Origin of the sequence: Streptomyces ferrugineus, from assembly GCF_015160855.1 — a bacterium.
Taxonomy (GTDB): Bacteria; Actinomycetota; Actinomycetes; order Streptomycetales; family Streptomycetaceae; genus Streptomyces; species Streptomyces ferrugineus.
The window spans coordinates 2,729,523-2,755,258 of sequence record NZ_CP063373.1 but is presented as its reverse complement, the minus strand read 5'-3'; the positions used below and the strand labels follow the sequence as shown (position 1 = coordinate 2,755,258).

Sequence of the window (25,736 nt, the reverse complement as noted above, 5' to 3'; positions counted from 1 at the left end):
GCCTCAGGACTCCTGGGTGAGGGAGACGAGAACGTCGTCCCCTTCGATCTTTACGGGGTATACGGGGACGGGGCGCGTCGCGGGGAGGCCGGACGGCTTGCCGGTGCGGAGGTCGAAGCTGGAGCCGTGCAGCCAGCACTCGATCTGGCAGTCCTCCACCTCGCCCTCGGAGAGCGAGACGTTCGCGTGGGAACAGATGTCGTAGATGGCGAACACCTCCCCCTCGGTCTGTACGACCGAGACCGGCGTGCCGTCGAGTTCCACCCGCTTCGGGGTGTCCTCCTCCAGCTCGCTCAGCCCACAGGCGCGTACGTACGTCATGCGACCGACGCCTCCAGCTCCTCTTCGATCTTGGCGAGGAGGCGCTCCTCGATGTCGTCGACGCCGATCTGCTGGACCAGCTCGGCGAAGAAGCCGCGGACGACGAGACGGCGGGCCTCGTGCTCCGGGATGCCGCGGGCCATCAGGTAGAAGAGCTGCTCGTCGTCGAAGCGGCCGGTCGCGCTCGCGTGACCCGCGCCGACGATCTCGCCGGTCTCGATCTCCAGGTTCGGCACGGAGTCGACGCGGGCGCCGTCGGTCAGAACCAGGTTCCGGTTCATCTCGTAGGTGTCCGTGCCCTCGGCCTTGGCCTCGATCAGCACGTCGCCGATCCACACGGCGTGCGCGTCGTCGCCCTGGAGCGCGCCCTTGTAGGCGACGTTCGACTTGCAGTGCGGGGTGTTGTGGGTGACCAGCAGACGGTGCTCCTGGTGCTGCCCGGCGTCGGTGAAGTACAGCCCGTACAGCTCGGCCTCGCCGCCGGTGCCGGCGTACGTCACGCGCGGGTGCAGCCGTACGACGTCGCCGCCGAAGGTGACGACGACCGACTTGAAGGACGCGTCCCGGCCGATGAGGGCGTTGTGCTGGGCCACGTGCACGGCCTTGTCGTCCCAGTCCTGGACGGAGACGACGGTCAGCTTGGCGCCGTCGCCCAGGAGGTAGTCGACGTTGGCCGCGAGCACGGCGTCACCGGTGTGGTCGATGACGACGACGGCCTCGGCGAAGGCGCCCAGCTCGATGACCTGGTGGGCGAAGGCGGTGCCGCCCTCGCCGTGCACGGCGATGCGGATCGGCTCGGCGAGGACCGTCTCCTTGGGGACGGAGACCACGCCGGCCTTCTCGAACGCCGAGTACGCCTGGGCGGCGATCCGGTCCACCGGGGTGCCCGCCCTGCCGAGTCGCGCGTCGTCGCGGCCGACGGTCTCGACGGTGACGCCCTCGGGGGCCTGCACCTCGACCTTCAGGCCCTCGCCGGTGGCGACGGCGGTGCCGTCGTGCAGACCGCGCAGGCGCTCCAGCGGGGTGAACCGCCACTCCTCCTCACGGCCGTGCGGGACCGGGAAGTCCGCCACGTCGAAGGACGGGGGCGCGCTCATGCGCGAGACGACGGTCGACTCCGCGGCGACCGCGATCGAGCCGGCGGTGGTGGATCCCACCGGGATGTTCTGAGCCTCAGCCATGGCTGTCGGTCTGCTCTCTTTCCTACGTTTGCGATCTTCGGCCCGCCGCGGGGGCGGGCCGCCTGCTGCTGTACCGGATGGCGGGCCTTAGCCGACCGCGCCTTCCATCTGCAGCTCGATCAGCCGGTTGAGCTCAAGGGCGTACTCCATCGGCAGCTCCTTGGCGATCGGCTCGACGAAGCCGCGCACGATCATCGCCATCGCCTCGTCCTCGCTCAGACCGCGGCTCATCAGGTAGAAGAGCTGGTCCTCGGAGACCTTGGAGACGGTCGCCTCGTGGCCCATGGAGACGTCGTCCTCACGGACGTCGACGTACGGGTAGGTGTCCGACCGGGAGATGGTGTCGACGAGCAGAGCGTCACAGAGCACGTTGGACTTCGCACCCGGAGCGCCCTCGCCGATCTCGATCAGACCGCGGTAGGAGGTACGGCCACCGCCGCGCGCCACGGACTTCGACACGATGTTGGACGAGGTGTTCGGCGCCATGTGGACCATCTTCGCGCCGGCGTCCTGGTGCTGGCCCTCGCCCGCGAAGGCGATGGACAGGGTCTCGCCCTTGGCGTGCTCGCCCATCAGGTAGACGGCCGGGTACTTCATCGTCACCTTGGAGCCGATGTTGCCGTCGATCCACTCCATGGTCGCGCCCTCGTAGGCGACGGCGCGCTTGGTGACCAGGTTGTAGACGTTGTTCGACCAGTTCTGGATGGTCGTGTAGCGGCAGCGGGCGTTCTTCTTGACGATGATCTCGACGACCGCGGAGTGCAGCGAGTCCGACTTGTAGATCGGTGCCGTGCAGCCCTCGACGTAGTGCACGTAGGCACCCTCGTCGACGATGATCAGGGTCCGCTCGAACTGGCCCATGTTCTCGGTGTTGATCCGGAAGTAGGCCTGCAGCGGGATCTCCACGTGCACGCCCTTCGGCACGTAGATGAAGGAGCCGCCCGACCACACGGCGGTGTTCAGCGCGGCGAACTTGTTGTCACCGGCCGGGATGACGGTCCCGAAGTACTCCTTGAAGAGCTCCGGGTGCTCCTTCAGCGCGGTGTCGGTGTCGAGGAAGATGACGCCCTGCTCCTCCAGGTCCTCGCGGATCTGGTGGTAGACGACCTCCGACTCGTACTGGGCGGCGACACCGGCGACCAGGCGCTGCTTCTCCGCCTCCGGGATGCCCAGCTTGTCGTAGGTGTTCTTGATGTCCTCGGGCAGGTCCTCCCAGGACTCCGCCTGCTTCTCCGTGGAGCGCACGAAGTACTTGATGTTGTCGAAGTCGATGCCCGACAGGTCCGAGCCCCAGTTCGGCATGGGCTTCTTCTCGAAGAGCTTCAGGCCCTTCAGGCGCAGCTTGGTCATCCACTCCGGCTCCGACTTCTTGCCGGAGATGTCGCGGACGACAGCCTCGCTCAGACCGCGCTTCGCAGCGGCACCGGCCTCGTCGGAGTCCGCCCAGCCGTATTCGTACTTGCCCAGGCCTTCGAGCTCAGGGTGGGCAGTCTCCTCGATGGGGAGAGTCATGCGGGGTTCCTCCCGGCCGTGCTTGCAGATGCGTTATGAGAAATGTGGGAAATCTTCGGGATGAACGTCGTGCAGACGCCGTCGCCGTGCGCGATGGTCGCCAGTCTCTGGACGTGCGTTCCGAGCAGCTCGGCGAAGATCTCCGTCTCCGCCTCGCACAGCTGGGGGAACTGCTCCGCGACATGGGCGACCGGGCAGTGGTGCTGGCAGAGCTGCTCGCCTTTTTGAGGGAGGGGTGCGCTGCGCGCCGTTGCAGCGTACCCGTCTGCGCTCAGGGCCTTGGCCAGGGCTTCGGTGCGCTTGTCCGGGCTGACGGCCTCGATCGCCTTGCGGTACGCGCTCGCCTGGGCGGCGATCCGGTCGCGGGCGAAGGCGGCGACCGCCTCGCTCCCGCCCTCGCGCTCGGCGATCCACTTCAGGGCGTCCGCGGCGAGCTTGTCGTACGACTGGTCGAAGGCGTCACGGCCGCAGTCGGTGAGCGCGAAGACCTTGGCGGGACGCCCGCGCGTACGCGCGCCGTACACCCGCTGCTCCCGCGCCTCCACGACATCGTCGGCGACCAGCGCGTCCAGATGCCTGCGTACGGCGGCCTGGGTCAGTCCCAGCCGGCCGGCCAGCTCGGCGACGGTCGACGGGCCGTGGTCCAGGATGGACCGCGCGACCCGGTTGCGTGTTGAACGCTCCCCGGTCGCGAGCTCCTCCTGAGGGGTTCCCATGGGGGTCTCCCGAGCCTCGCCGACGTTTTTCACAACGCCATTGTTGCGTAATTCCTCAAAGCCAGGCAAGCCGCGTCCGCTCCCCTCGACGGTGCCCTACGTCACTTAGGCATACCTAATCTGACCTGCGGAAACGATCTTTGATCGATCAAATCGGTGGCGCCGCGAGGCACCTTCCGGGACACTCCGGAACCATGCCCACACCCCCTCCGACCGGCCCTCTTGTCACTCGGGACACCCTCGCCGCGGAACTTCGCGAGCTGGGCGTCCAAACCGGTGAGACGCTCCTCGTGCACTCCTCGCTCAGCTCCCTCGGCTGGGTCTGCGGCGGAAGCCTCCGGCGGCTGAGCCGATCGGCGATAGGCGCGCCTCTGGGGGCTGCGCCCCCAGACCCCGCTTCGGCCTGAACGGCCTCGTCCTCAAACGCCGGACGGGCTGGATTTCGCTGACCGGCGCCGACACCCGCCGAGCACCACCACTGGCGTAGCTGCGGGCAGTCGTGCCGCTGGGGCGGCACGGGTGGGCGCAGCGGCACCCACCAGCGCCGGGCTGCGCGAGCGACCTGGGTACCGATGCCCAGGCTCGCTGACAGCGCGGGCCAGCACCGTCAGGCTCAGTGGCGCAGCTCCCTGGCACCGGCTTCCATCTCGCCGAGTACCGGATCCCGTCACCGCTGGTGAAGGTGGGACGGCCGGGGCCGACGGGCCGGCCCGTCGTACGCGGGAAGGTGGGCGCGGCCGACGTACGGCTGTTTCCGGTGGCGGACGCGGTGGCCTACGCGGCGCGGTGGCTGGAGATCCATCGGCCTCGCGCGCAGGAGATGTGAACCCGGCCGTTCGGGGGACCCGGCGCCTACCTAGACTCTGGAGCCATGCGAACTGAGCCCGTGCTCCAGGTCCAGGCCCTGGTGAAGCGGTACGGCGACAAAACCGCGGTGAACGGTCTCGACCTGGTGGCCCAGGCGGGCGTCACCGCCGTACTCGGACCCAACGGCGCGGGCAAGACGACGACCGTGGAGACCTGCGAGGGATACCGCAGGCCGGACTCCGGCACGGTGCGCGTCCTGGGGCTCGACCCGGTGAGACAGTCCGGTGAGCTGCGGCCCCGGATCGGCGTGATGCTCCAGTCCGGCGGTGTCTACTCGGGCGCGCGGGCGGACGAGATGCTGCGCCATGTCGCCAAGCTGCACGCCCATCCGCTGGACGTCGACGCCCTCATCGAGCGGCTCGGCCTCGGCGGCTGCGGCCGGACCGCCTACCGCCGCCTGTCCGGCGGCCAGCAGCAGCGGCTCGCGCTCGCCATGGCCGTGGTCGGCCGCCCGGAGCTGGTGTTCCTGGACGAACCGACCGCCGGCCTCGACCCGCAGGCCCGCCGGGCCACCTGGGACCTGGTGCGTGACCTGCGCGCCGACGGTGTCTCCGTGATCCTCACCACCCACTACATGGACGAGGCCGAGCAGCTCGCCGACGCCGTCGCGATCATCGACGCCGGCCGGGTCATCGCCCAGGGCACCCCGGAGGAGCTGTGCCGGGGCGGCGCCGAGAACACCCTGCGCTTCACCGGCCGCCCCGGCCTCGACGTGGGGTCCCTGCTCAAGGCCCTGCCCGCCGACTGCTCGGCCGCGGAGCTGACGCCGGGCTCGTACCGGGTCGTCGGCAAGGTCGACCCCCAACTGCTGGCGACGGTGACGTCGTGGTGCGCCCAGCACGGGGTGATGCCGGACCGGATCTCGGTGGAGCGGCACACACTCGAAGACGTCTTCCTGGAGCTCACCGGCAAGGAGCTGCGCTCGTGACGACCACCGGCATCCACACCCCCAGGCCGGGCGCGGCTCCACTGGCACGCATGATCACGGCGCAGGCGGCGCTGGAGACGAAGATGCTGCTGCGCAACGGCGAGCAGCTGCTCCTGACCGTCGTGATCCCCACCCTGCTGCTGGCCCTCTTCAGCTCGGTGGACATCGTCGACACGGGAGCCGGCGAGGCCGTCGACTTCCTCACCCCCGGCGTCCTCGCGCTCGCCGTGATGTCGACGGCGTTCACGGGGCAGGCCATCGCCACGGGCTTCGAGCGCCGGTACGGCGTGCTGAAGCGGCTGGCGTCCTCACCGCTGCCCCGCTGGGGCCTGATGACGGCGAAGACGGCGTCGGTGCTGATCACCGAGGTGCTGCAGATCCTGCTGCTGACGGTGATCGCCTTCGCGCTGGGCTGGTCGCCGCACGGCAGTCCGGCAGCCGTCGTGCTCCTGCTGATCCTGGGCACGGCCGCCTTCTCGGGGCTCGGCCTGCTGATGGCCGGCACGCTCAAGGCGGAGGCGACACTGGCCGCCGCCAACCTGGTCTTCCTGCTGCTGCTCGTCGGCGGCGGGGTGATCGTGCCGCTGGACAAGTTCCCCGCCGCCGCCCAGGACGTGCTCGGCCTGCTGCCGATCTCGGCGCTGTCGGACGGGCTGCGGGACGTGCTCCAGCACGGCGCCGGGATGCCCTGGAGTGACCTGGGCATCCTGGCCGCATGGGCGGTCGTCGGGCTGGCGGCGGCCGGGAAGTTCTTCCGCTGGGAGTAGGTCCCCAGGGCCTGGTGCCGACCCTCGTGAAAGCGTGCACAAGCGGCCGCCTACGATAGGGCGCGTGCCAAACGTGACCCGCGCCGACGCCGTGGCGGCCGTGCGCAACCCGCTCGCCTTCATCGCCGCACGCTGGACCCCGACCCCGAGGACGGTCCAACGGGCGGCTCTCTCCGCGCTCGTGATGTCGGTGGTCATCGTGGTCACCGGCGGCGCGGTACGCCTCACCGGATCCGGGCTCGGCTGCCCGACCTGGCCCAAGTGCACCGACGACTCGCTGACCGCCACCAGCGCGATGGGTGTCCACGGCGCCATCGAGTTCGGCAACCGCATGCTGACGTACGTCCTGTGCGCCGCCGTCGGCTGGGCGATCATCGCGGCACGCTCCGAGAAGCCGTACCGGCGCGGCCTGACCCGGCTGGGCTGGGCCCAGTTCTGGATCGTGATGAGCAACGCGGTGCTCGGCGGCATCGTCGTCCTGGTCGGCCTCAACCCGTACACGGTCGCGGCCCACTTCGTGGCGACCTCCGCGCTCATCGCGGTCGCCACGGTGATGTGGCAGCGCACCCGGGAGGGCGACGCGGCGCCGCGCCCGCTGGTCGGCAGGGCGGTCCAGCAGCTGGTGTGGTTCCTGGTCGCGGCCTCGACGCTGCTGATCCTGGTCGGCACGGTGGTCACCGGCGCGGGCCCGCACGCGGGCGACTCCAGCGAGGTCGAGCGGATGCCGCTGGACTGGGAGAACGTCACCAAGCTGCACGCGGTGCTCGCCTGGATCGTGGTCACGCTGACGTTCGCCCTGTGGTTCGTCCTCAAGGCGGTCGACGCCCCGAAGGGCCCGCTGAACCGCACCCGCGACCTCTTCCTGATCCTCCTCGCCCAGGGCGTCATCGGCTACGTCCAGTACTTCACGGACCTGCCGGAACTCCTGGTCGGCCTGCACATGTTCGGCTCGGCCGTGGTGTGGATCGCCACCCTCCGGGTGCTGCTCGCCCTGCGGGAGCGGCCCGAGGTGCCGGTGCCCGACCTGCCCGTTCAGTCGTACGACGCCACGAGCGCGTCGATCGCCGGCCCCAGGTAGTCCCGCGCCAGCCCGGCCCTGCGCGCCGCCCACTCCTCGGTGGGCGGCGCCGCGTCGTCGTAGCGGCGTGCGCGGATGTCCTCGACGACCTCGACGGGTGCCCCGAGTCCGGGCAGCAGATCCAGCGCCTCGCGCTTGGAGATCAGCCGGCCCTCGCGCGCGGTGACGCTCGCCCGGGCGAAGGTGATCAGCCCCAGGGCGACCCACACGTCCCGGGTCCACAGCGGGACGTTGTCCACGGCCGGGCGCCAGAAGTCCCGCTGGTCGCGTACGACGAAGTCGGCGAGCTCCCGGTCCGTCACCGGCGGCAGCAGGCCCGCGGGCGCCTCGCCGTGCAGCACACGGCCGAAGGTGTGCAGTTCGCGCCGGGTGACCGGGCTGACCGGCCGCTTGAAAAGCTCCTTGTGCGCCCAGGTGAGGTGCCGCCGGTCCGCGCCGTCCGCCGTGGGGAGCGTGAGATAGCTGCAGTGCAGCAGCCCGGCGAGCGGCGCGTCACGCAGCCGCGCGTGCACCAGGGCCACCCGCCAGGCGGTCCGCACGCCGATCGGCTCCTTCAGTACGGCGACCAGGTCCAGATCGCTGCGGCCCTCCTGGTAGTCGCCCCCGCCGAGCGAGCCGTGGGCCCAGACGGCGAGCGGCTCCAGCTCGGACAGCAGGGACAGGAAGCGGTCGAGTAAGGCATCGGTCCTGTTCATGCGCTCATCCTGTACAGCTCAGCCCAGCCCGTACACCCTGCGCGCGTTTCCCGACGCCACCATCGCCGCCACCCGCTGGGCGTCCACCGACGACCACGCCCCCTCCGCGACCCAGCCGCCGAGCACCCTGGCGAGGGCCTCGCGGAACAGCCGGGCGCCCACGACGTGCAGTTCGGGCAGGCCCTGTGCGCCGCTGGAGAAGAGGATCTTGCCGAAGGGGGCCAGTTCCAGGATCTCGGCGAGGATCGTGGCCGCGCGGGCGCCGGTGCGGATGAGGGCGGCGCCGGAGTCGGCGTAGACGTGCGGGAAGACGCCGGCCAGGTGGGCGGCGTGGCGGTGGTACGGGTAGCCGTGCAGCAGGATCAGGTCGGTGCCGAGGCCGGCCGTGGCGCGGACGAAGTCCGTGAGCAGCACCGGGTCGGTGCGGTCGACGCGCAGGCCCGGCGCGCCCAGCCCCGCGTGCAGTTGCAGCGGCAGTCCGGACGCCACCGCGATCCACAGCAGGTGCCGCAGCAGCACCGGGTCGCTCAGCTCACCGCCGACGCCGCGCGCCGCCAGCCAGCGCCCCGCCGCGCCCCGCACCTCCCCCGGCCCCGGCGGCTCGGGTGCCAGTGCCAGGCCATGCCGTACGCCCGCGACCGAGGTGAAGGCCACCGCGTTCCCGGCCGCGCCGTGCACCGATTCGGCGAGGTTGGCCAGGAAGGACTCGACGGTGCCGGAGGTGTCGGCGACCTGTTCGGCGAGGAGTTCGAGCCGCACGATCTCGCGGGCGTCGGCCTTGCCCGTGGAGGCCATCTCGGAGGGGCCGGTGAGGTCGCCGGGCAGCCCCGTGTCGACCAGATACGTCGTGATGCCGCTGCCGCGCAGCAGCCGGCGGCCCGCTTCCAGTACGCCCAGTTCACGACGGCGGGCGAGATAGCGGGCGGGGGGACAGTGCGGTTCCAGGCCGAGTAACGGCGGACACCACCGTCGTACGGCGAAACCGGTCTGGGTGTCGAAGAGCGTCGTCCCCGGTGCGGGTGGGCCCTCGGTGCGGGCCAGCTGGGCCTCGAAGGTGCCGAGGCCCAGCTCCGTTCGCAGTACGCCGTGGCAGTACTGGTCCACGAGGGACGGCGTGTCGATCATCCGGTTCTCCCCGTGTGTGGACGCCTCTTACACGTCCTAACGGGTGAACCGGCGAGTTGGTGTTGCGAAATGCGGAAGCTCGGCCGTTCAGCCGCCGATCTGGATGCCGGCCATCCTCTTCCACTCGTACGGCCCCGTCTTCACCTTCGCCGCGAACTCGCCGTCGAAGGACTCGTGGGCCGTCACCCCGGACTTCGCCACCGCCTGCTCCGCGATCTCGTACGACGGCGCCACCAGGTCGCCCCAGCCGCCGTCCTCGCCGACGAGCACGATGCGGGCACCGCGCTGTCCGAGGTACGCGACCTGGGCCTCGGCGCCGCCGCGGGACTTCGCGAAGGTGTTGATCTGCTTGGCCAGCTTGGCCACCTTGTCTGCCATGACCAGGATGCTACTCACGAGTAGATCGGCTGGCGAGAGCAGTCCACTGTGACCTGCGTCAGCGCAGGAACGGGTCCACCGCGACGGCGACGAACAGCAGCGACACATAGGTGATCGACCAGTGGAACAGGCGCATCTCCTTCAGCTTCGCGCCCGTCACCTCCGCCCTCGCGCGGCTTTGCAGCGCGTGCGCCTCCCACAGCCACCAGCCGCCCGCGCCCAGCGCGACCGCGGTGTAGAACCAACCCGTGTAGCCGAGCGGCGTCAGCAGGAGCGAGACCGCGACCATCACCCAGCTGTAGATGACGATCTGCTTGGCGACGACCTTGTTGGACGCGATGACCGGGAGCATCGGCACGCCCACGCGCGCGTAGTCGTCCTTCACCTTCATGGACAGCGGCCAGTAGTGGGGCGGCGTCCAGAAGAAGATGACCATGAAGAGGATGAGCGGCGCCCAGGTGAGGGAGTTCGTCACGGCCGTCCAGCCGATCAGCACCGGCATGCAGCCCGCGATGCCGCCCCACACGATGTTCTGCGACGTACGGCGCTTGAGGATCATCGTGTAGACGACGACGTAGAAGAGGAGCGCGCCCAGGGAGAGCCAGGCGCTCAGCCAGTTGACGGTGAGGCCGAACAGCAGCGTGGAGGCGACCGCCAGCGTGATGCCGAAGGCCAGGCACTCGCGCGGGCTGACCATTCCGGTGACCAGCGGGCGCTGCGAGGTGCGGTCCATGAGCGCGTCGATGTCACGGTCGATGTACATGTTGAGCGCGTTGGCGCCGCCGGCGGAGAGGTAGCCGCCGACGCAGGTGAGCAGCACCAGGCCGAGGTCGGGCACGCCCTGCTCGGCCAGGAACATCACCGGAACGGTGGTGATCAGCAGCAGCTCGATGATCCGCGGCTTGGTCAGCGCCACGAACGCCTTGACCCGGGCCCCGATCGGCCGCCGGCTCGGGCTCTGGCTCGTCCCGATAATCCCCGCTGGACGGGATTCAACGGCCGTCACGCACACCCCTGACAGAGACATCCCAGCAAGCCTGAACCGTGTGAAGTCCCGGTAAAGGCTCGCGCGTACCACGCCACTGTAGACGTTGCCCAGACCCGGACATTCGCGGGGGTCGGGTCGTGTTGAACGGAGCATCGGCAGAGCCGGTCGGCTCTCTGTTGAGCACTCGGACGAGCGGCTGCGTATTCAGTTGCCGAATGCGATCCAGCCCGGTGGGGAGGCGCATCGGTGAGAGTCCCGGCAGTCTGGAATGACTCGAAAAGACGCACGTACCTACGGGGGTAGGCTCGACCACGGCCGGGGCGCCCCGTGCACCGGCATTCGACATGCGTGACATGTGGAGAGGAGCCCTGACCCAGGGTGAGCACCAAGCCGACCACCACAGACCTCGAGTGGACCGAGTTGGACCAGCGGGCCGTCGATACCGCCCGCGTCCTGGCCGCCGACGCCGTACAGAAGGTCGGCAACGGCCATCCGGGTACGGCGATGAGCCTGGCGCCCGCCGCGTACACCCTCTTCCAGAAGGTGATGCGGCACGACCCGGCGGACGCCGAATGGGTCGGGCGCGACCGCTTCGTGCTGTCCGCCGGCCACTCGTCCCTGACTCTCTACACCCAGCTGTACCTGGCCGGTTTCGGCCTGGAGCTGGACGATCTGAAGGCGTTTCGGACGTGGGGTTCGAAGACCCCCGGTCACCCGGAGTACGGCCACACCGTGGGCGTGGAGACGACGACCGGCCCGCTGGGCCAGGGTGTCGCCAACGCCGTGGGCATGGCGATGGCCGCCCGCTACGAGCGCGGTCTGTTCGACCCGGAGGCCGCCGAGGGCGCCTCCCCCTTCGACCACTACATCTACTGCATCGCCGGTGACGGCTGCCTCCAGGAGGGCATCTCCGCCGAGGCCTCCTCGATGGCCGGTCACCAGAAGCTCGGCAACCTGATCCTGCTGTGGGACGACAACCACATCTCGATCGAGGGCGACACCGAGACGGCCGTCTCCGAGGACACCGTCAAGCGGTACGAGGCGTACGGCTGGCATGTGCAGCGGATCGCCCCGAAGCCGGACGGCGATCTGGACCCGCACGCCATCTACAACGCGATCGAGGAAGCGAAGAAGGTGACGGACAGGCCGTCCTTCATCGCGATGCGCTCGATCATCGCCTGGCCGGCCCCGAACGCGCAGAACACCGAGGCCGCCCACGGCTCGGCGCTCGGCGACGACGAGGTCGCGGCCACCAAGCGCGTCCTCGGCTTCGACGCGGAGCAGTCCTTCGAGGTCACCGACGAGGTCATCGCCCACACCCGCAAGGCCCTGGAGCGCGGTGCCGAGGCGAAGGCCGAGTGGGAGAAGTCCTTCCAGCTCTGGCGGGACAACAACCCCGAGCGGGCCGCCGAGTTCGACCGGATCAGCAAGGGCGAGCTGCCCACCGGCTGGGAGGAGAAGCTCCCGGTCTTCGAGCCCGGCAAGGGTGTCGCGACGCGTGCCGCGTCCGGCAAGATCCTCCAGGCGCTCGGCGCGGTCGTCCCGGAGCTGTGGGGCGGCTCGGCCGACCTGGCCGGCTCCAACAACACGACGATCGACAAGACGTCGTCGTTCCTCCCGGCGGACAACCCGCTGCCGGAGGCGGACCCGTACGGCCGCACGATCCACTTCGGCATCCGCGAGCACTCCATGGCCGCGGAGATGAACGGCATCGCGCTGCACGGCAACACCCGTGTCTACGGCGGCACCTTCCTGGTGTTCTCCGACTACATGCGCAACTCCGTGCGGCTGTCGGCGCTGATGCACCTGCCGGTGACGTACGTGTGGACGCACGACTCCATCGGCCTCGGTGAGGACGGCCCCACCCACCAGCCGATCGAGCACCTCGCGTCCCTGCGCGCGATTCCGGGGCTGAACGTGGTCCGCCCGGCCGACGCCAACGAGACGGCGATCGCCTGGCGCGAGATCCTCAAGCGCTACACCAAGGAGTTCGGCAAGGGCGCCCCGCACGGGCTGGCGCTGACCCGTCAGGGCGTGCCGACGTACGAGGCCAACGAGGACGCCGCGCGCGGTGGTTACGTGATGTTCGAGGCCGACGGTGGCGAGCCGCAGGTCGTCCTCATCGCGACCGGTTCCGAGGTGCACGTCGCCGTCGAGGCGCGCGAGCAGCTCCAGGCCTCCGGCGTGCCGACGCGGGTGGTGTCGATGCCGTCGGTGGAGTGGTTCGAGGAGCAGGACCAGGGGTACCGGGACAGCGTTCTGCCGCCGGCCGTCAAGGCGCGGGTCGCGGTGGAGGCCGGTATCGGTCTGACCTGGCACAAGTACGTCGGGGACGCGGGTCGCATCGTTTCCCTGGAGCACTTCGGTGCTTCGGCCGACGGCAAGGTCCTTTTCCGGGAGTACGGCTTCACTGCCGAGAACGTGGCTGCCGCCGCGCGGGAATCCCTCGCCGCGGCCCAGCGCTGACGCTCATATACGACACGTAGGAGTTTGATTTTCCATGACAGACGCTCTGAAGCGCCTCTCCGAGGAAGGCGTCGCGATCTGGCTGGACGACCTGTCGCGCCAGCGCATCACGTCCGGCAACCTCGCCGAGCTGATCGACCAGCAGCACGTCGTCGGTGTCACCACCAACCCGACGATCTTCCAGAAGGCGATCAGCAGCGGTGACGGCTACCAGCAGCAGGTCGCCGACCTCGCCGCCCGCAAGGTCACCGTCGAAGAGGCGATCCGCATGATCACCACGGCGGACGTCCGGGACGCCGCCGACATCCTGCGCCCGGTCTTCGACGCCACCGGCGGCCAGGACGGCCGGGTCTCCATCGAGGTCGACCCGCGGCTCGCGCACCACACCCGTGCGACCGTCGCCGAGGCCAAGCAGCTGGCCTGGCTGGTCGACCGTCCCAACACCCTGATCAAGATCCCGGCCACCAAGGCGGGTCTTCCGGCGATCACCGAGGTCATCGGCCTCGGCATCAGCGTCAACGTCACGCTGATCTTCTCGCTGGAGCGCTACCGCGAGGTCATGGACGCCTACCTGTCCGGTCTGGAGAAGGCCAAGGAGCGCGGGCTCGACCTGTCGCTGATCCGCTCCGTGGCGTCCTTCTTCGTCTCCCGCGTGGACACCGAGATCGACAAGCGCATCGACGCGCTCGGCACCGACGAGGCCAAGGCCGCGCGCGGCAAGGCCGGCGTGGCCAACGCGCGCCTCGCCTACCAGGCGTACGAGGAGGTGTTCGCCTCCGATCGCTGGAGCGTGCTGGAGAACGCGGGCGCCAACAAGCAGCGTCCGCTGTGGGCCTCGACCGGCGTGAAGGACCCGGCCTACAAGCCGACCCTGTACGTCGACGACCTGGTGGCGCCGAACACGGTCAACACCATGCCCGAGGCCACCCTCCAGGCCACGGAGGAGAAGGGCGAGATCACCGGCAACTCCATCGCCGGCACCTACGCGCAGGCCCGCGCCGACCTCGACGCGGTCGAGAAGCTCGGGATCTCGTACGACGACGTGGTGCAGCTGCTGGAGGACGAGGGCGTCGAGAAGTTCGCGGCGTCCTGGAACGACCTGCTGAAGTCGACCGAGGCGGAGCTGGAGCGCCTCGCCCCCTCGGAGGGCTGATCCCTTGCCACCCTTCACCGTCACGGAAGCGAACCCGCTTCGTGACGCCGCCGACCGACGGCTCCCGCGTATCGCGGGGCCGTCGGGCCTGGTGATCTTCGGCGTTACGGGCGATTTGTCACGTAAGAAGCTGATGCCGGCCGTTTACGACCTCGCCAACCGGGGTCTGCTGCCGCCGGGCTTCTCGCTGGTCGGCTTCGCCCGCCGCGAGTGGGCCCACGAGGACTTCGCGCAGGAGGTCCACGACGCGGTCAAGGCCCACGCCCGCACGCCCTTCCGCGAGGAGGTCTGGCAGCAGCTCATCCAGGGCATGCGCTTCGTGCAGGGCACCTTCGACGACGACGATGCCTTCGAGCGGCTGCGCGCCACCATCGAGGAGCTGGACAAGGCCCAGGGCACGGGCGGCAACTTCGCCTTCTACCTCTCGGTGCCGCCGCGCTCCTTCCCGGTGGTCATCCAGCAGCTCAAGAAGCACGGCCTCGCCGACCAGACGAGCAACTCCTGGCGCCGCGCGGTCATCGAGAAGCCGTTCGGCCACGACCTGGCCTCCGCCGAGGAGCTCAACAAGGTCGTCCACGAGGTCTTCGCCCCGGACCAGGTCTTCCGGATCGACCACTACCTGGGCAAGGAGACCGTCCAGAACATCCTGGCGCTGCGGTTCGCCAACACGATGTTCGAGCCGATCTGGAACCGGTCCTTCGTGGACCATGTGCAGATCACCATGGCCGAGGACATCGGCATCGGCGGCCGGGCCGGCTACTACGACGGCATCGGCGCCGCCCGTGACGTCATCCAGAACCACCTCCTGCAGCTGCTGGCCCTGACGGCCATGGAGGAGCCCGCCTCCTTCGACGCGGACGCGCTGGCGGCGGAGAAGACCAAGGTGCTCGGGGCGGTCAGGCTGCCCAGGGACCTCGGCCGCGACACGGTGTTCGGGCAGTACGCGGCCGGCTGGCAGGGCGGCGAGAAGGCGGTCGGGTACCTCCAGGAGGAGGGCATCGACGCCGAGTCGAAGACCGACACCTACGCCGCGATCAAGCTGTCGATCGACAACCGCCGCTGGGCGGGCGTCCCCTTCTATCTGCGCACCGGCAAGCGCCTCGGCCGCCGGGTCACCGAGATCGCGGTCGTCTTCCAGCGGGCGCCGCACTCCCCGTTCGACACGACGGCCACGGAGGAGCTGGGCCAGAACGCGATCGTGATCCGCGTCCAGCCCGACGAGGGCGTCACGGTCCGCTTCGGTTCCAAGGTGCCGGGCACCTCGATGGAGATCCGGGACGTGTCGATGGACTTCGCCTACGGCGAGTCCTTCACGGAGTCCTCGCCCGAGGCGTACGAGCGACTGATCCTCGACGTCCTGCTCGGTGACTCCAACCTCTTCCCGCGCACCGAGGAGGTCGAGTTGTCCTGGAAGATCCTCGACCCGATCGAGGAGTACTGGGACACGCACGGCAACCCGGCGCAGTACCCGGCCGGTACGTGGGGCCCCGTCGAGGCGGACGAAATGCTCGCACGAGAGGGACGGAGCTGGCGCCGGCCATGAAGATAGACCTCACGGACACCACGGCCAGCAAGATCAACAAGGCACTGGTGCAGGGTCGCCGGGCCATCGGCACGCCGGCCGTCGGCATGGTGCTCACGCTGGTCATCGTCACGGACGAGGAGAACGCGTACGACGCCCTGAAGGCCGCCGGCGACGCCTCGCACGAGCACCCCTCGCGCACCCTGGTGGTCATCAAGCGCGTCTCGCGCTCGCCCCGCGACCGTACCCAGTCCCGGCTGGACGCCGAGGTGCGGGTGGGCGCGGACGCGGGCACCGGCGAGACGGTCGTCCTGCGGCTGTACGGCGAGGTGTCCGACCACGCGCAGTCCGTCGTCCTTCCGCTGCTCCTGCCGGACGCCCCGGTGGTGGTGTGGTGGCCGGTGAACGCGCCGCTCGACCCGGCGAACGACCCGCTGGGCGCGCTGGCCCAGCGCCGGGTGACCGACACCTACGCCTCGGAGCAGCCGGTGCGGGAGCTGTCGTCCCGCGCCGACACCTACACCCCGGGCGACACGGATCTGTCCTGGACCCGGATCACGCCCTGGCGCTCGATGCTCGCGGCGGCTCTGGACCAGGTGGTCTGCGAGGTGCGGGCCGTCGAGGTGGAGGGCGAGGAGTTCAACCCGAGCTGTGAGCTGCTGGCGATGTGGCTCGCGGACCGGCTGGACGTCCCCGTGAAGCGGTCGCTGTCGTCGGGCCCGGGCCTGACGGCGGTCCGCATGGACACCGACTGCGGTCCGATCACGCTCGACCGGGCGGACGGCTCCCTGGCGACCCTCTCCATCCAGGGCCAGCCGGACCGTGCGGTGGCGCTGAAGCGCCGGGAGACGGCCGAGCTGATCGCGGAGGAGCTGCGCCGGCTGGACCCGGACGACACCTACGCGTCGGCACTGCGGTTCGGCGTGGAGCGGCTGAACGCGGCGCCGGCCGCATCGGTTCGCGGCGCGGAGGCCGCCGTGGCCAAGGCCGTGCAGGCCGTGGCGCTGGCGGAGGCCGCGGTGGCCAGGGCCGAGGAGTCGCCGGCCAAAGGAGAATCCCCGAGTCCCGCGGAGTCTCCGGCCAAAGGAGCGGCGGCCGAGTCTTCCGGCGAAGCCGATGCGCAGAAAGCGCAGGCGCAGGAACCGTTGAAGAAGGCGGCGGCGAAGTGAGTACTCCGCAGCTCGTCGTGCACCGCGACAAGGAGCTGATGGCGCAGGCCGCGGCGGCGCGGCTGATCACGAAGATCGTGGACGCGCAGGCCTCCCGGGGCTCGGCGTCGGTGGTCCTCACCGGCGGCCGCAACGGCAACGGCCTGCTGGCCGCGCTGGCGGCCGCGCCCGCGCGGGACGCGATCGACTGGGGCCGGCTGGACCTGTGGTGGGGCGACGAGCGCTTCCTCCCCGAGGCCGACCCGGACCGCAATGTCACACAGGCCCGCGAGGCCCTGCTGGACTCGGTCCCGCTGGATCCGAAGCGGGTGCACGCCATGCCCGCCTCGGACGGCCCGTTCGGCACGGACGTGGAGGCGGCCGCTGCCGCCTACGCGGAGGAACTGGCCAGGGCGGCGGGCCCCGAGAACCACGGCTCGGTCCCCACCTTCGACGTCCTGATGCTGGGCGTGGGGCCCGACACCCACGTCGCCTCCCTGTTCCCGGAACTCCCCGCGGTACGGGAGACCCAGCGCACGGTCGTCGGAGTGCACGGCGCCCCGAAGCCGCCCCCGACCCGGGTCACTCTCACGCTCCCCGCGATCCGGGCGGCGCGTGAGGTGTGGCTGCTGGCGGCGGGCGAGGACAAGGCCCGGGCCGCGGCGATCGCCCTGTCGGGCGCGGGCGAGATCCAGGCCCCGGCGGCGGGGGCGTACGGCCGCTCCAGAACCCTGTGGCTCCTGGACGCGGCAGCGGCGTCGCAGCTGCCGAGGTCGCTGTATCCGCCGGCGTCCGCCTGAACGCCTTTCGGGCCCCCGCTTCTCTCCTGAAGCGGGGGCCCGAATCGTCTGCGCTACTTCACCGATCCCGCCATCACGCCCTGCACGAAGTGCCGTTGGAAGGCGAAGAACACCACCACGGGTACGACCAGCGACACGAACGCCCCGGGTGCCAGTACGTCGATGTTGCTGCCGAACTGCCGGATCTGCGACTGGAGTGCCACGGTCAGCGGCTGTGAGGCGCTGTCGGCGAAGAGCAGGGCCACCAGCATGTCGTTCCACACCCACAGGAACTGGAAGATGGCCAGGGAGGCGATCGCCGGGCGGCCCACCGGGAGCACCAGACGGGTGAAGATCCGCCACTCGCTGCCGCCGTCCATGCGGGCCGCCTCCAGCATCTCCTTCGGCATCTCGGCGAAGTAGTTGCGCAGCAGGAACACCGCGAACGGCAGGCCGTAGGCGACGTGGAAGAGGACGACGCCGGGGATCGTGCCGAACAGGCCGAGCTGGCCGAAGAGTTTGGCGACCGGGAGCAGTCCGATCTGCACGGGCACCACGAGCAGCGCCACGACGACCAGGAAGATCGCCTCGCGACCGGGGAAGTCCAGCCATGCGAAGGCGTACCCGGCGAGGGCGGCGAGGACGACCACCAGCCCGGTCGCCGGCACCGAGATCAGCACGGTGTTGAAGAAGGCCTGGGTGATCCCGGCGTTGCCCAGCAGCGCCGAGTAGTTGTCGAAGGAGAGCTGGGCGGGGCTGGTGAACACCGTCCACCAGCCGCCGTTCGCCGTGTCCTGGGCGGTGCGCAGCGACGACACGAACAGCCCGGCGAGCGGTGTCAGCCAGACCAGCCCGATCACCACCAGAAACGCCTGGACCAGTGTGTTGCCCAGGTGTCGCCTGACCGCGTTCATCGCTGACTCCTTCGAAAGCGGCGGACGTTGAAGACCATGGCGGGGATGACGAGCAGCAGCAGAAGCACGCCCAGCGCACTGCCCAGGCCCTGGTTGTTGCCGCCGCCGAACGACACCAGCCACATCTGTGTCGCGAGCACGGTCGCGTCCTGTTGCACCGGTCCCGGCGCGATGATGTAGACGAGGTCGAAGACCTTCATCACGTTGATGACGAGGGTGATGAAGACGACCGTGAGGACCGGTGCCAGCAGCGGCACGGTGATCCGCCTAAAGATCTGCCACTCGTTCGCGCCGTCCATCCGCGCCGCCTCCAGCGCGTCCCGGGGCAGTGTCGACAGGCCCGCGCCGATCAGGACCATCGCGAAGCCCGTCCAGATCCACAGGTACGCCCCGATGATCGCCGGTGTGACGAGCGTGGGTCCGAGCCAGGAGACGCCCTCGTAGGGGGCGGCGAAGTTCGAGGCGGGCAGCTTCACCGTGTACGGGCCGTCGGCCAGGTGGTCGAAGCGGAAGGACCCGTCGGACGCGGTGGTCGCCGTGGCAACCGTCTTCCCGGCCCGCACCGCCTCCACCTGCATCTGGGGCAGCCCGCTCTCCCGCCGGTCGACCTTGCCCTGCTCCCCTCCCCCGCCGGGCGTGAAGTCGAGGTACACCACCCCGCGCAGCTCGCCGGGTCCGGCCTGCTGCCCGGCCGCCCGGTACGCCGGCCCGGCGCCGTCGGGCAGATCCGCGGGCAGGACGCCGACCAGGCCCAGCGTGAGCGTCTGTCCCGGCGACACGTTCGCGCTCGTGCGGTACGAGCCGTCCTCGTCCTTCGTCAGGCCCTGCCCGTCGCGCGCCCGGGCCGTCGGGTAGGCCGGCGTGCCCTTGAAGGCGTCGTGCACGGAGACGACGGCGGCGTTCAGCACGCCCTTGTCGGGGTCCTCGTCGTAGGCGAGGCGGAAGATGATGCCGGCGGCGAGGAAGGACACGGCCATCGGCATGAACAGCAGCAGCTTGAACGCGGTCGCCCAGCGGACCTTCTCCACCAGCACGGCCAGGATCAGACCGAGGCCGGTGAGCAGGGCCGGGGCCACGACGACCCAGATCGTGGTGTTGCGGATGGCCTTGAGGGTGGCCGGGTCGCGGAACATCTCGGCATAGTTCTCGCCGCCCACGAACCGGGTGCCGGAGGCGTCGAAGAAGCTCCGTCCGACGGAGAACAGGACGGGGTAGACGACGAGTGCGCCCAGCAGGAGCAGCGCGGGGAAGACGAAGAGCAGGGCGACGATCCGCGCGCGCCGCCGCGAACGCCGGGCACGTTCCCTGCCGGCGCCCACGGCGGCCCCCGGGCTCGCCTCTTTCAGGAGAGTGGCGGTCATATCGGGTCAGCCCTGGCCCTGGTACGCCTTGGCCGCCGCGGCCTCCAGCTTCGCCGCGGTCCCCTTCGCATCCGACGGGTCGCGCAGGAAGTCCTGCAGCAGCTTCCACTCGCCGGCGCCCTTGGTGCCGCCGAACGCGGCCGGGGCCTGGTCGGACATGTCGAAGCGGACCGAGTCGCCCGCGGAGACGAGGGACTTGGCGGTCGCGCGGGTGACGTCGTCGCCGTACGAGGCGAGGTCGACGTTCTTGTTCGGGGACAGGAAGCCGCCGGCCTCAGCCCACACCGCCGCGGCCTCCGGTGTCGCCAGGTACTCCAGCAGCGCCATGCCGGCCTTGGCGTTCTTGCCGTCCTTCAGGACGACGGCCGCGTCACCGCCGCTGACCACGGGCGCCTTGCCGCCGCCGACGGCGGGGAAGGGGAAGAAGTTCGCGTCCTCGCCGATCTTCTTGCCGAACTGGTCCTTGGCGACGCCCGCGACGAAGTCGCCCTCGTAGACCATGCCGGCCTCGGGCTTCGGGCCGAACACCTTCTCCACCGAGCCGGGGAAGTCGGTGTTCAGGGCGCCCTTCTGGCCGCCCGCGATGAGCTGCTTGTCCTTGAACAGCTTGCCGAGGGTGGTGAGCGCCTCGACGACGGAGGGGTCGGTCCACTTGAGCTTGTGCGCGGCGAGCGCGTCGTACTTCTCGGGCCCGGCCTGGGAGAGATAGACGTTCTCGAACCAGTCGGTCAGCGTCCAGCCGTCCTGCCCGGCCACCGCGAAGGCGGCCAGTCCCGAGTCGGAGACGGTCTGCCCGGCCTTCAGCATGGCGTCGTACGTCTTCGGCGGCTCGACGCCCGCCTGGGCGAGGGCGTCGGGGCTGTACCAGACGGTCGACTTGTGGGCGGCCTTGAAGTAGAGGCCGTAGAGGGTGCCGTCGACGCTGCCGTAGTTCTTCCACACGGGTGCGAAGTTGGTGTCCACGGACTTCTGGGCGGCGCCGGACAGCGGCTTGAGCCAGCCGCTGTCCGCGAACTGCTTCAGGACGCCGACCTGCGGGACCATCACGACGTCGGGGGCGTTGCCGCCCTCGATCTTGCTGCCGACGACGGTGGAGACGTTGTCCCCGGTGGAGACGAACTGGGTCTTGGCGCCGGTCTTCTCGGTGAACGCGTCCAGCACCTTCTGGAAGTTCTTCTGCTCACTGCCGGACCAGACACCCGCCACGGTGACCGTCTGGCCGCTGAGCGCCTTGTCGCCGCCGCCCGCGGAGACGGGTCCGCCGCCGCAGGCGGTCGCGCCGAGTGCTAGGACGAGAGCGGTGCAGCCGGTGAGCAGGGTCGTACGTCGTCGCATCATCGTTGATGTTCCTTCGGGGATGGGGAGTTGACGGAGATCGGTTCGGGGTGTTCAGCGGTCGTTGATCCACCAGGCCGCCGTGGAGCCGGGCAGGACGCCGGCCGGGCAGGGGCCGCTGGACAGCAGCGGGGTGCCGGAGACGGGCGCGGGGGTGGGCGCCGTACCGAAGTTGACGGCGCAGACGAGGCCGTCGCCGCGGACGAAGGCCAGGACGCCGGGCGCGCCGTCCAGCCAGGTCAGCGTTCCCTCGCCCAACTGGGGCAGGGCGGCGCGCAGTTGGAGGCCGTCGCGGTACAGGTGCCAGAAGGAGCGGGTGTCGGCGAGGGCGCGGTCGGTGGCGTACTCGGCGAAGTACTCGGGCTGCGGCAGCCAGGGCTTGGCGCTCTCGGCACCCGAGGTGAAGCCGAACGGCGACGCCTGACCGGACCAGGGCAGCGGCACCCGGCAGCCGTCGCGGATGCGGGCGCGGCTTCCGGTGCGGCGGAAGATCGGGTCGGTGAGCACGTCGTCGGGCAGGTCGACGACCTCGGGCAGGCCCAGTTCCTCGCCCTGGTAGATGTACGCGGCGCCGGGCAGCGCCAGCATCAGCAGCGCGGCGGCGCGGGCGCGGGCGGCGCCGAGTCCGCTGCCTTCGGTGGCGGGTTCGCCGTAGCGGGTGACGGTGCGGACCTGGTCGTGGTTGTTGAGGACCCAGGTGACCGTCGAGCCGGTGCCGGCGATGTCCTGCATGGCCTCGGAGATGACCTTGCGGAAGGCGCCGGCCTCCCAGGGGGCGCTGAGCAGGTCGAAGAAGAAGGCCTGGTGGAGTTCGTCGGAACGGACGTACTGGGCGTGCTCGCGGGCGGTCGGCACGGACACCTCGCCGACGAGGAGGCGCTCACGGCCGTCGCGGGCGGTGTACTCCTCGCATATGGAGCGCCACTGGCGCCACACCTCGTGCACCTCGGGCTGGTTCCAGGCGAGCGCGTTGACCGAGTCACGGGTGCGGGCGTCGGCCTCCGGGTCGTCGGAGTCGGGCAGCTCAGGGTGCTTGAAGAGGCCGGCGGCGACGTCGATGCGGAAGCCGTCGATGCCCCGGTCCAGCCAGAAGCGCAGGATGCGGTCGAACTCGGCGCCGATCTCGGGGTTGCGCCAGTTCCAGTCGGGCTGCTCGGGCGCGAACATGTGCAGGTACCACTGGCCGGGCCGGCCGTCCGCCTCGGTCACCCGGCTCCAGGCCGGGCCGCCGAACATGGAGTGCCAGTTGTTGGGCGGCTCCGCGCCGTCGGTCCCCCGGCCGTCGGCGAAGTGGAAGCGGGCGCGGGCCGCGCTGCCGGGCTCGGCGGCCAGCGCCTCCTCGAACCACGGGTGCTCGCTGGAGCAGTGGTTGGGGACGATGTCGAGCAGCACCTTGATCCCGAGCCGCCGGGCCGCCGCGACCAGCAGGTCGAACTCGGCGAGGTCGCCGAAGAGCCGGTCCACGTCGCAGTAGTCGGCGACGTCGTAGCCGTGGTCGTGCTGCGGCGAGGGATAGAACGGGCTCAGCCAGATCCCGTCGACCCCGAGCTTCTTCAGATACGGCAGCCCCGCCCGGACCCCGGCGAGATCGCCGACGCCGTCGCCGGTGCTGTCGAGGAAGCTGCGGACGTAGACCTGGTAGATCACCGCGTCACGCCACCAGTGGTACTTACTCAGCATGCATGCATGTTAAGTAGCAGTTTCGGGAGGGTGTCAATGAACTGGCCGCAAGCTACCGAACGGTTGACCGGGCAAACTCGGACATAGAAGGGCAGAATTGAGGAGGATGAGATGCTGCCGTTACTTAACAGGTAACTACTCAGCGCGCGATGGCGTCGAGCTCACGCGCCAGCCGCCGCACCGCAGCCGCGGGCGTCTCACGCCCGGTCATCGCGTCGTGCACGACCGCCTGCACCACCAGGCTGACCTGGTCGTAGCGCGGGCTCTTGGGGCGCGGCGCGGCCGTGAGCACGCTCTCGCGCAGGGTCGGCAGATACGGGAACCGCCGGATCAGTGCCGGATCCTCGTACAGGTCGGCCCGTACGGGCGGCAGCGCGCCGCGCGTCAGCACCTGGCGCTGGACGCGCTCGCTGGTCAGATACGCGAGCAGCCGCGCGGCGGAGTCGGGGTGCTCGGTGTAGGTGCTGACGGCCAGGTTGGAGCCGCCCAGCACGCTCGTCCCGGGCCCGTCCGGCCCCGGCAGCGGGACGGCGCCGATCTTCCCGGCGACCGGCGAGCCCTTGGCCGACGCGACGACATAGGCGTACGGCCAGTTGCGGAGGAAGAGCAGGCGGCCGTCCTGGAATGCCTGCTTGGACTCCTCCTCCTTGTAGGTCAGCGCCCGCCTCGGGATCCAGCCCTCGCGTACGCCCCGGGCGAGGAAGCCGATGCCGTCGCGGGCCGCCGTGGAGTTCACGGTGACGCGCTCGCCCTCGCCGCCGAGGATCGAGCCGCCCGCCGAGTAGACGGCCTCCGCGGCGTTGACGGTGAGTCCCTCGTACGGCAGGAACTGGCCGGCGTAACCGTCCAGGCCGTACCGCGGGGCGATGGTCTTGGCCTGTTTCTCCAGTTCGGCCCAGGTGCGCGGCGGGTCGACGCCCTCCTTGGCGAGGATGTCCTTGCGGTAGAGGAGCAGGCCGGCGTTGGTGACGTACGGGACCGCGTACAGCCGTCCGTCGTAGGTCGCCGTGTCCACGACCGGTGGCAGGAAGGTGTCCAGCGGGAAGCGGTCGCGCGCGAGCGGGCGGATCCAGCCGTGCGCCGCGAACTCCGAGGTCCAGCTGACGTCGATGTTGAGGATGTCGAAGCGGCTGCGGTCGCCGCCGCGCAGGTCGGTGGTCATCTGCGCGTGGGTCTCATCGGCGGAGTCGGGCAGCTCGACGAGGGTGACCCGCTCGTCGGGGTGGGTGCGGTTCCAGCCCTCCAGGACGGAGCCGAGATAGCCCGTGAGGTCCCCGGCGGTGGCGAGGGTCAAGGGCCCCCTGCCGTCCGCCGGACCCTCGTCGGCACGGGCACCGGAGGCGACGTAGCCGGTCAGGATCACAACGAGGACGAGAAGGCCCCTACCGGCGGCGTGGATCCACCGCATAGGTTCCTCCCTGTACACCTGGCACCGGGCATCTTTGTCCGGAGTCAGAGGCCATGTATACCTGTTAGGTATGAGCGATACTAGGGCCTGCGGCACATTAACTCGGGATGTGGGAGGAGAGCACGAGTGCGGCTGCCCCTCCTGGCCCTGCTGGCGCGCGGCCCGGCGCACGGCTACGAGCTGAAGCAGGACCTTGAGCAACTGCTGGGCTCCGCGTACCCTCAGCCGAACGTCGGCCAGATCTATGTGACCCTCGGCCGTCTCGAGAAATCGGGGCTGATAGAGGGCGAGGACGTCGAGCAGTCGAGCCGACCCAACAAGAAGGTCTACCACCTCACCGAAGCCGGGCGTGAGGCGCTGCGCGTCTGGTTCGAGGAGACCGAGGACGAGCCCCGGGTGAGGGACGAGTTCTTCATGAAGCTGGCTCTCGCCCCGCAGACCGGTCTCGCCGACCAGATCGCCCTCATCAACAAGCAGCGGCGCCAGTACCTGAACACCATGCGTCAACTGTCGAAGCTGGCCGCCGCCGAGGACCGGGACAACCGCGTCGCGCACCTGCTGATCGAGGGCGCGATGCTGCACCTGCAGGCCGACCTCGACTGGCTGGAGCGGTGCCAGGAAGAGCTGGAGGAGTTGGAGTGAGCGACGATTCCGCTCCTGGGCTGCGCGCCGAGAGCCCTGCGCTGCGCGCGGAGGGCCTGGTCAAGACGCATTACGGCGAGGGCGCCCCGGCGCATGCCGTGCGCGGTGTGGATCTTTCCGTGCGGCGGGGCGAGTTCGTGGCCGTCACCGGCCCGTCCGGTGCCGGCAAGTCGACCCTGCTGCATCTGCTGGGCGGGTTGCAGCGCCCGGACAGCGGGAGCATCTGGCTGGACGGCGAGTGCGCGGACCGCTGGAGCGAGGCCCGCTGGTCGGTGGAGCGCAGAAAGCGCATCGGGATCGTCTTCCAGTTCTTCAACCTGGTCTCCAACCTGTCCGTCGCCGACAACGTGGAGCTGCCCGCCCTGCTGGCCGGCGTGCCGCCGAAGCGGGCGCGCGCCGAGCGGTCGGAGCTGCTGACCGAGCTCGGGCTCGCGGGCAAGGAGCGGAGCATGCCGGGCGAGCTGTCCGGCGGCGAGCAGCAGCGGGTCGCGCTGGCCCGGGCGCTGGTGAACCGGCCGCCCCTGCTGCTGGCCGACGAACCCGCCGGCAGCCTGGACAGCAAGGGCACCCGCGAGGTGATGCGGCTGCTGTCCCGCTTCCACCAGCGCGGCCAGACGATCGTGCTGGTCACACATGACGCCCGGCTCGCGAGCGCCGCGGACCGGGTGATCAGCTTCTTCGACGGCCGCATCGCCGACGACGCCGAGCTGGACGGCGGCACCCCGCCGCGCCGGCCCGGGACCTCGGGTGTGCTGGAGCTCAAGGACTGACG

Annotated in this window: 23 protein-coding genes and 1 pseudogene; 11 read left to right on the top strand and 13 right to left on the bottom strand. The window is 70.2% G+C overall.

Annotated features, from left to right (window positions below):
• Window positions 1-3 precede the first annotated feature (3 nt).
• The 4 genes from IM697_RS12525 to IM697_RS12510 form a co-directional block, all read right to left on the bottom strand.
• Window positions 4-321 carry a non-heme iron oxygenase ferredoxin subunit gene (locus IM697_RS12525; RefSeq protein WP_194047575.1) on the bottom strand — a complete coding sequence of 106 codons (318 nt, stop codon included), beginning with the start codon at window positions 319-321 and terminating at the stop codon, window positions 4-6.
• Window positions 318-1,502: a Fe-S cluster assembly protein SufD gene (gene sufD, locus IM697_RS12520; protein WP_194047573.1), complete on the bottom strand. Its 1,185-nt coding sequence runs from the start codon at window positions 1,500-1,502 to the stop codon at window positions 318-320. Before sufD ends, IM697_RS12525 begins: the two co-directional genes overlap by 4 nt.
• An 87-nt stretch (window positions 1,503-1,589) precedes the next feature.
• Complete coding sequence (sufB, locus tag IM697_RS12515; protein WP_194047571.1) at window positions 1,590-3,014, bottom strand: Fe-S cluster assembly protein SufB; 1,425 nt, start codon at window positions 3,012-3,014, stop codon at window positions 1,590-1,592.
• Window positions 3,011-3,763: a helix-turn-helix transcriptional regulator gene (locus IM697_RS12510; RefSeq protein WP_194047569.1), complete on the bottom strand. Its 753-nt coding sequence runs from the start codon at window positions 3,761-3,763 to the stop codon at window positions 3,011-3,013. Before IM697_RS12510 ends, sufB begins: the two co-directional genes overlap by 4 nt.
• 161 nt (window positions 3,764-3,924) lie before the next feature.
• Between IM697_RS12510 and IM697_RS45880 the strand changes: the two are divergent.
• From IM697_RS45880 to IM697_RS12490, 4 genes and pseudogenes are all read left to right on the top strand, one after another.
• Window positions 3,925-4,556 (top strand): annotated as a pseudogene (locus IM697_RS45880) (AAC(3) family N-acetyltransferase).
• A 45-nt stretch (window positions 4,557-4,601) separates the two neighbouring features.
• A complete protein-coding gene (locus tag IM697_RS12500) occupies window positions 4,602-5,525 on the top strand; it encodes an ABC transporter ATP-binding protein (protein ID WP_194047567.1) in 924 nt (307 codons plus the stop codon).
• 50 nt (window positions 5,526-5,575) lie between these two features.
• Window positions 5,576-6,292 carry an ABC transporter permease gene (locus IM697_RS12495; protein WP_228044930.1) on the top strand — a complete coding sequence of 239 codons (717 nt, stop codon included), beginning with the start codon at window positions 5,576-5,578 and terminating at the stop codon, window positions 6,290-6,292.
• Between the two features lie 64 nt (window positions 6,293-6,356).
• Window positions 6,357-7,370: a COX15/CtaA family protein gene (locus tag IM697_RS12490; protein WP_194047563.1), complete on the top strand. Its 1,014-nt coding sequence runs from the start codon at window positions 6,357-6,359 to the stop codon at window positions 7,368-7,370.
• Here IM697_RS12490 and IM697_RS12485 read toward each other — a convergent pair.
• The 4 genes from IM697_RS12485 to IM697_RS12470 all read right to left on the bottom strand — a co-directional run bounded on the left by IM697_RS12485 (window position 7,325) and on the right by IM697_RS12470 (window position 10,595).
• Complete coding sequence (locus IM697_RS12485) at window positions 7,325-8,065, bottom strand: nucleotidyltransferase domain-containing protein (protein WP_194047561.1); 741 nt, start codon at window positions 8,063-8,065, stop codon at window positions 7,325-7,327. The two genes, IM697_RS12490 and IM697_RS12485, sit on opposite strands and share 46 nt — an antisense overlap.
• An 18-nt stretch (window positions 8,066-8,083) precedes the next feature.
• Entirely contained in the window at window positions 8,084-9,190 is a 1,107-nt protein-coding gene (locus tag IM697_RS12480; RefSeq protein WP_194047559.1) for an amidohydrolase family protein, read from the bottom strand.
• 87 nt (window positions 9,191-9,277) lie between these two features.
• Complete coding sequence (locus IM697_RS12475) at window positions 9,278-9,568, bottom strand: hypothetical protein (RefSeq protein WP_194047557.1); 291 nt, start codon at window positions 9,566-9,568, stop codon at window positions 9,278-9,280.
• Window positions 9,569-9,626: 58 nt separating this feature from the next.
• On the bottom strand, window positions 9,627-10,595 hold the full coding sequence (locus IM697_RS12470) for a heme o synthase (protein WP_407699624.1): 969 nt from the start codon (window positions 10,593-10,595) through the stop codon (window positions 9,627-9,629).
• Window positions 10,596-10,934: 339 nt separating this feature from the next.
• Between IM697_RS12470 and tkt the strand changes: the two genes are divergently transcribed.
• From tkt to pgl, 5 genes are read left to right on the top strand one after another with little or no spacing between them, the layout of a single operon-like run.
• Window positions 10,935-13,022, top strand: a complete 2,088-nt coding sequence (gene tkt / locus IM697_RS12465) for a transketolase (RefSeq protein ID WP_194047555.1) — start codon at window positions 10,935-10,937, stop codon at window positions 13,020-13,022.
• A 34-nt stretch (window positions 13,023-13,056) separates the two neighbouring features.
• Window positions 13,057-14,175 (top strand): transaldolase, encoded by a 1,119-nt coding sequence (tal, locus tag IM697_RS12460; RefSeq protein ID WP_194047553.1) that lies wholly within the window; start codon window positions 13,057-13,059, stop codon window positions 14,173-14,175.
• A gap of 4 nt (window positions 14,176-14,179) precedes the next feature.
• Window positions 14,180-15,718 carry a glucose-6-phosphate dehydrogenase gene (gene zwf / locus IM697_RS12455; RefSeq protein ID WP_194047551.1) on the top strand — a complete coding sequence of 513 codons (1,539 nt, stop codon included), beginning with the start codon at window positions 14,180-14,182 and terminating at the stop codon, window positions 15,716-15,718.
• A complete protein-coding gene (gene opcA / locus IM697_RS12450; protein WP_194047549.1) occupies window positions 15,715-16,866 on the top strand; it encodes a glucose-6-phosphate dehydrogenase assembly protein OpcA in 1,152 nt (383 codons plus the stop codon). Before zwf ends, opcA begins: the two co-directional genes overlap by 4 nt.
• The gene (gene pgl, locus IM697_RS12445; protein ID WP_194047547.1) at window positions 16,863-17,645 is read left to right on the top strand and encodes a 6-phosphogluconolactonase; all 783 of its coding nucleotides are present in this window, start codon (window positions 16,863-16,865) and stop codon (window positions 17,643-17,645) included. The genes opcA and pgl overlap by 4 nt, the downstream gene beginning before the upstream one ends.
• Window positions 17,646-17,698: 53 nt before the next feature.
• Here the strand turns inward: pgl and IM697_RS12440 are convergent, their stop codons facing one another.
• The 5 genes from IM697_RS12440 to IM697_RS12420 all read right to left on the bottom strand — a co-directional run bounded on the left by IM697_RS12440 (window position 17,699) and on the right by IM697_RS12420 (window position 24,322).
• Window positions 17,699-18,538 carry a carbohydrate ABC transporter permease gene (locus IM697_RS12440; RefSeq protein ID WP_194047545.1) on the bottom strand — a complete coding sequence of 280 codons (840 nt, stop codon included), beginning with the start codon at window positions 18,536-18,538 and terminating at the stop codon, window positions 17,699-17,701.
• Window positions 18,535-19,899 carry an ABC transporter permease subunit gene (locus IM697_RS12435; protein WP_194047543.1) on the bottom strand — a complete coding sequence of 455 codons (1,365 nt, stop codon included), beginning with the start codon at window positions 19,897-19,899 and terminating at the stop codon, window positions 18,535-18,537. Before IM697_RS12435 ends, IM697_RS12440 begins: the two co-directional genes overlap by 4 nt.
• A 6-nt stretch (window positions 19,900-19,905) precedes the next feature.
• Window positions 19,906-21,237, bottom strand: a complete 1,332-nt coding sequence (locus IM697_RS12430) for an ABC transporter substrate-binding protein (protein WP_194047541.1) — start codon at window positions 21,235-21,237, stop codon at window positions 19,906-19,908.
• Between the two features lie 51 nt (window positions 21,238-21,288).
• Window positions 21,289-22,914 (bottom strand): glycoside hydrolase family 13 protein, encoded by a 1,626-nt coding sequence (locus IM697_RS12425; RefSeq protein WP_194047539.1) that lies wholly within the window; start codon window positions 22,912-22,914, stop codon window positions 21,289-21,291.
• 139 nt (window positions 22,915-23,053) lie between these two features.
• On the bottom strand, window positions 23,054-24,322 hold the full coding sequence (locus IM697_RS12420; RefSeq protein ID WP_194047537.1) for an ABC transporter substrate-binding protein: 1,269 nt from the start codon (window positions 24,320-24,322) through the stop codon (window positions 23,054-23,056).
• Window positions 24,323-24,448: 126 nt separating this feature from the next.
• Here IM697_RS12420 and IM697_RS12415 point away from each other — a divergent pair, with 126 nt between their 5' ends.
• A complete protein-coding gene (locus IM697_RS12415) occupies window positions 24,449-24,964 on the top strand; it encodes a PadR family transcriptional regulator (RefSeq protein WP_194047535.1) in 516 nt (171 codons plus the stop codon).
• Window positions 24,961-25,734 (top strand): ABC transporter ATP-binding protein, encoded by a 774-nt coding sequence (locus IM697_RS12410; protein WP_194047533.1) that lies wholly within the window; start codon window positions 24,961-24,963, stop codon window positions 25,732-25,734. The genes IM697_RS12415 and IM697_RS12410 overlap by 4 nt, the downstream gene beginning before the upstream one ends.
• The last annotated feature ends 2 nt before the right edge of the window (window positions 25,735-25,736 follow it).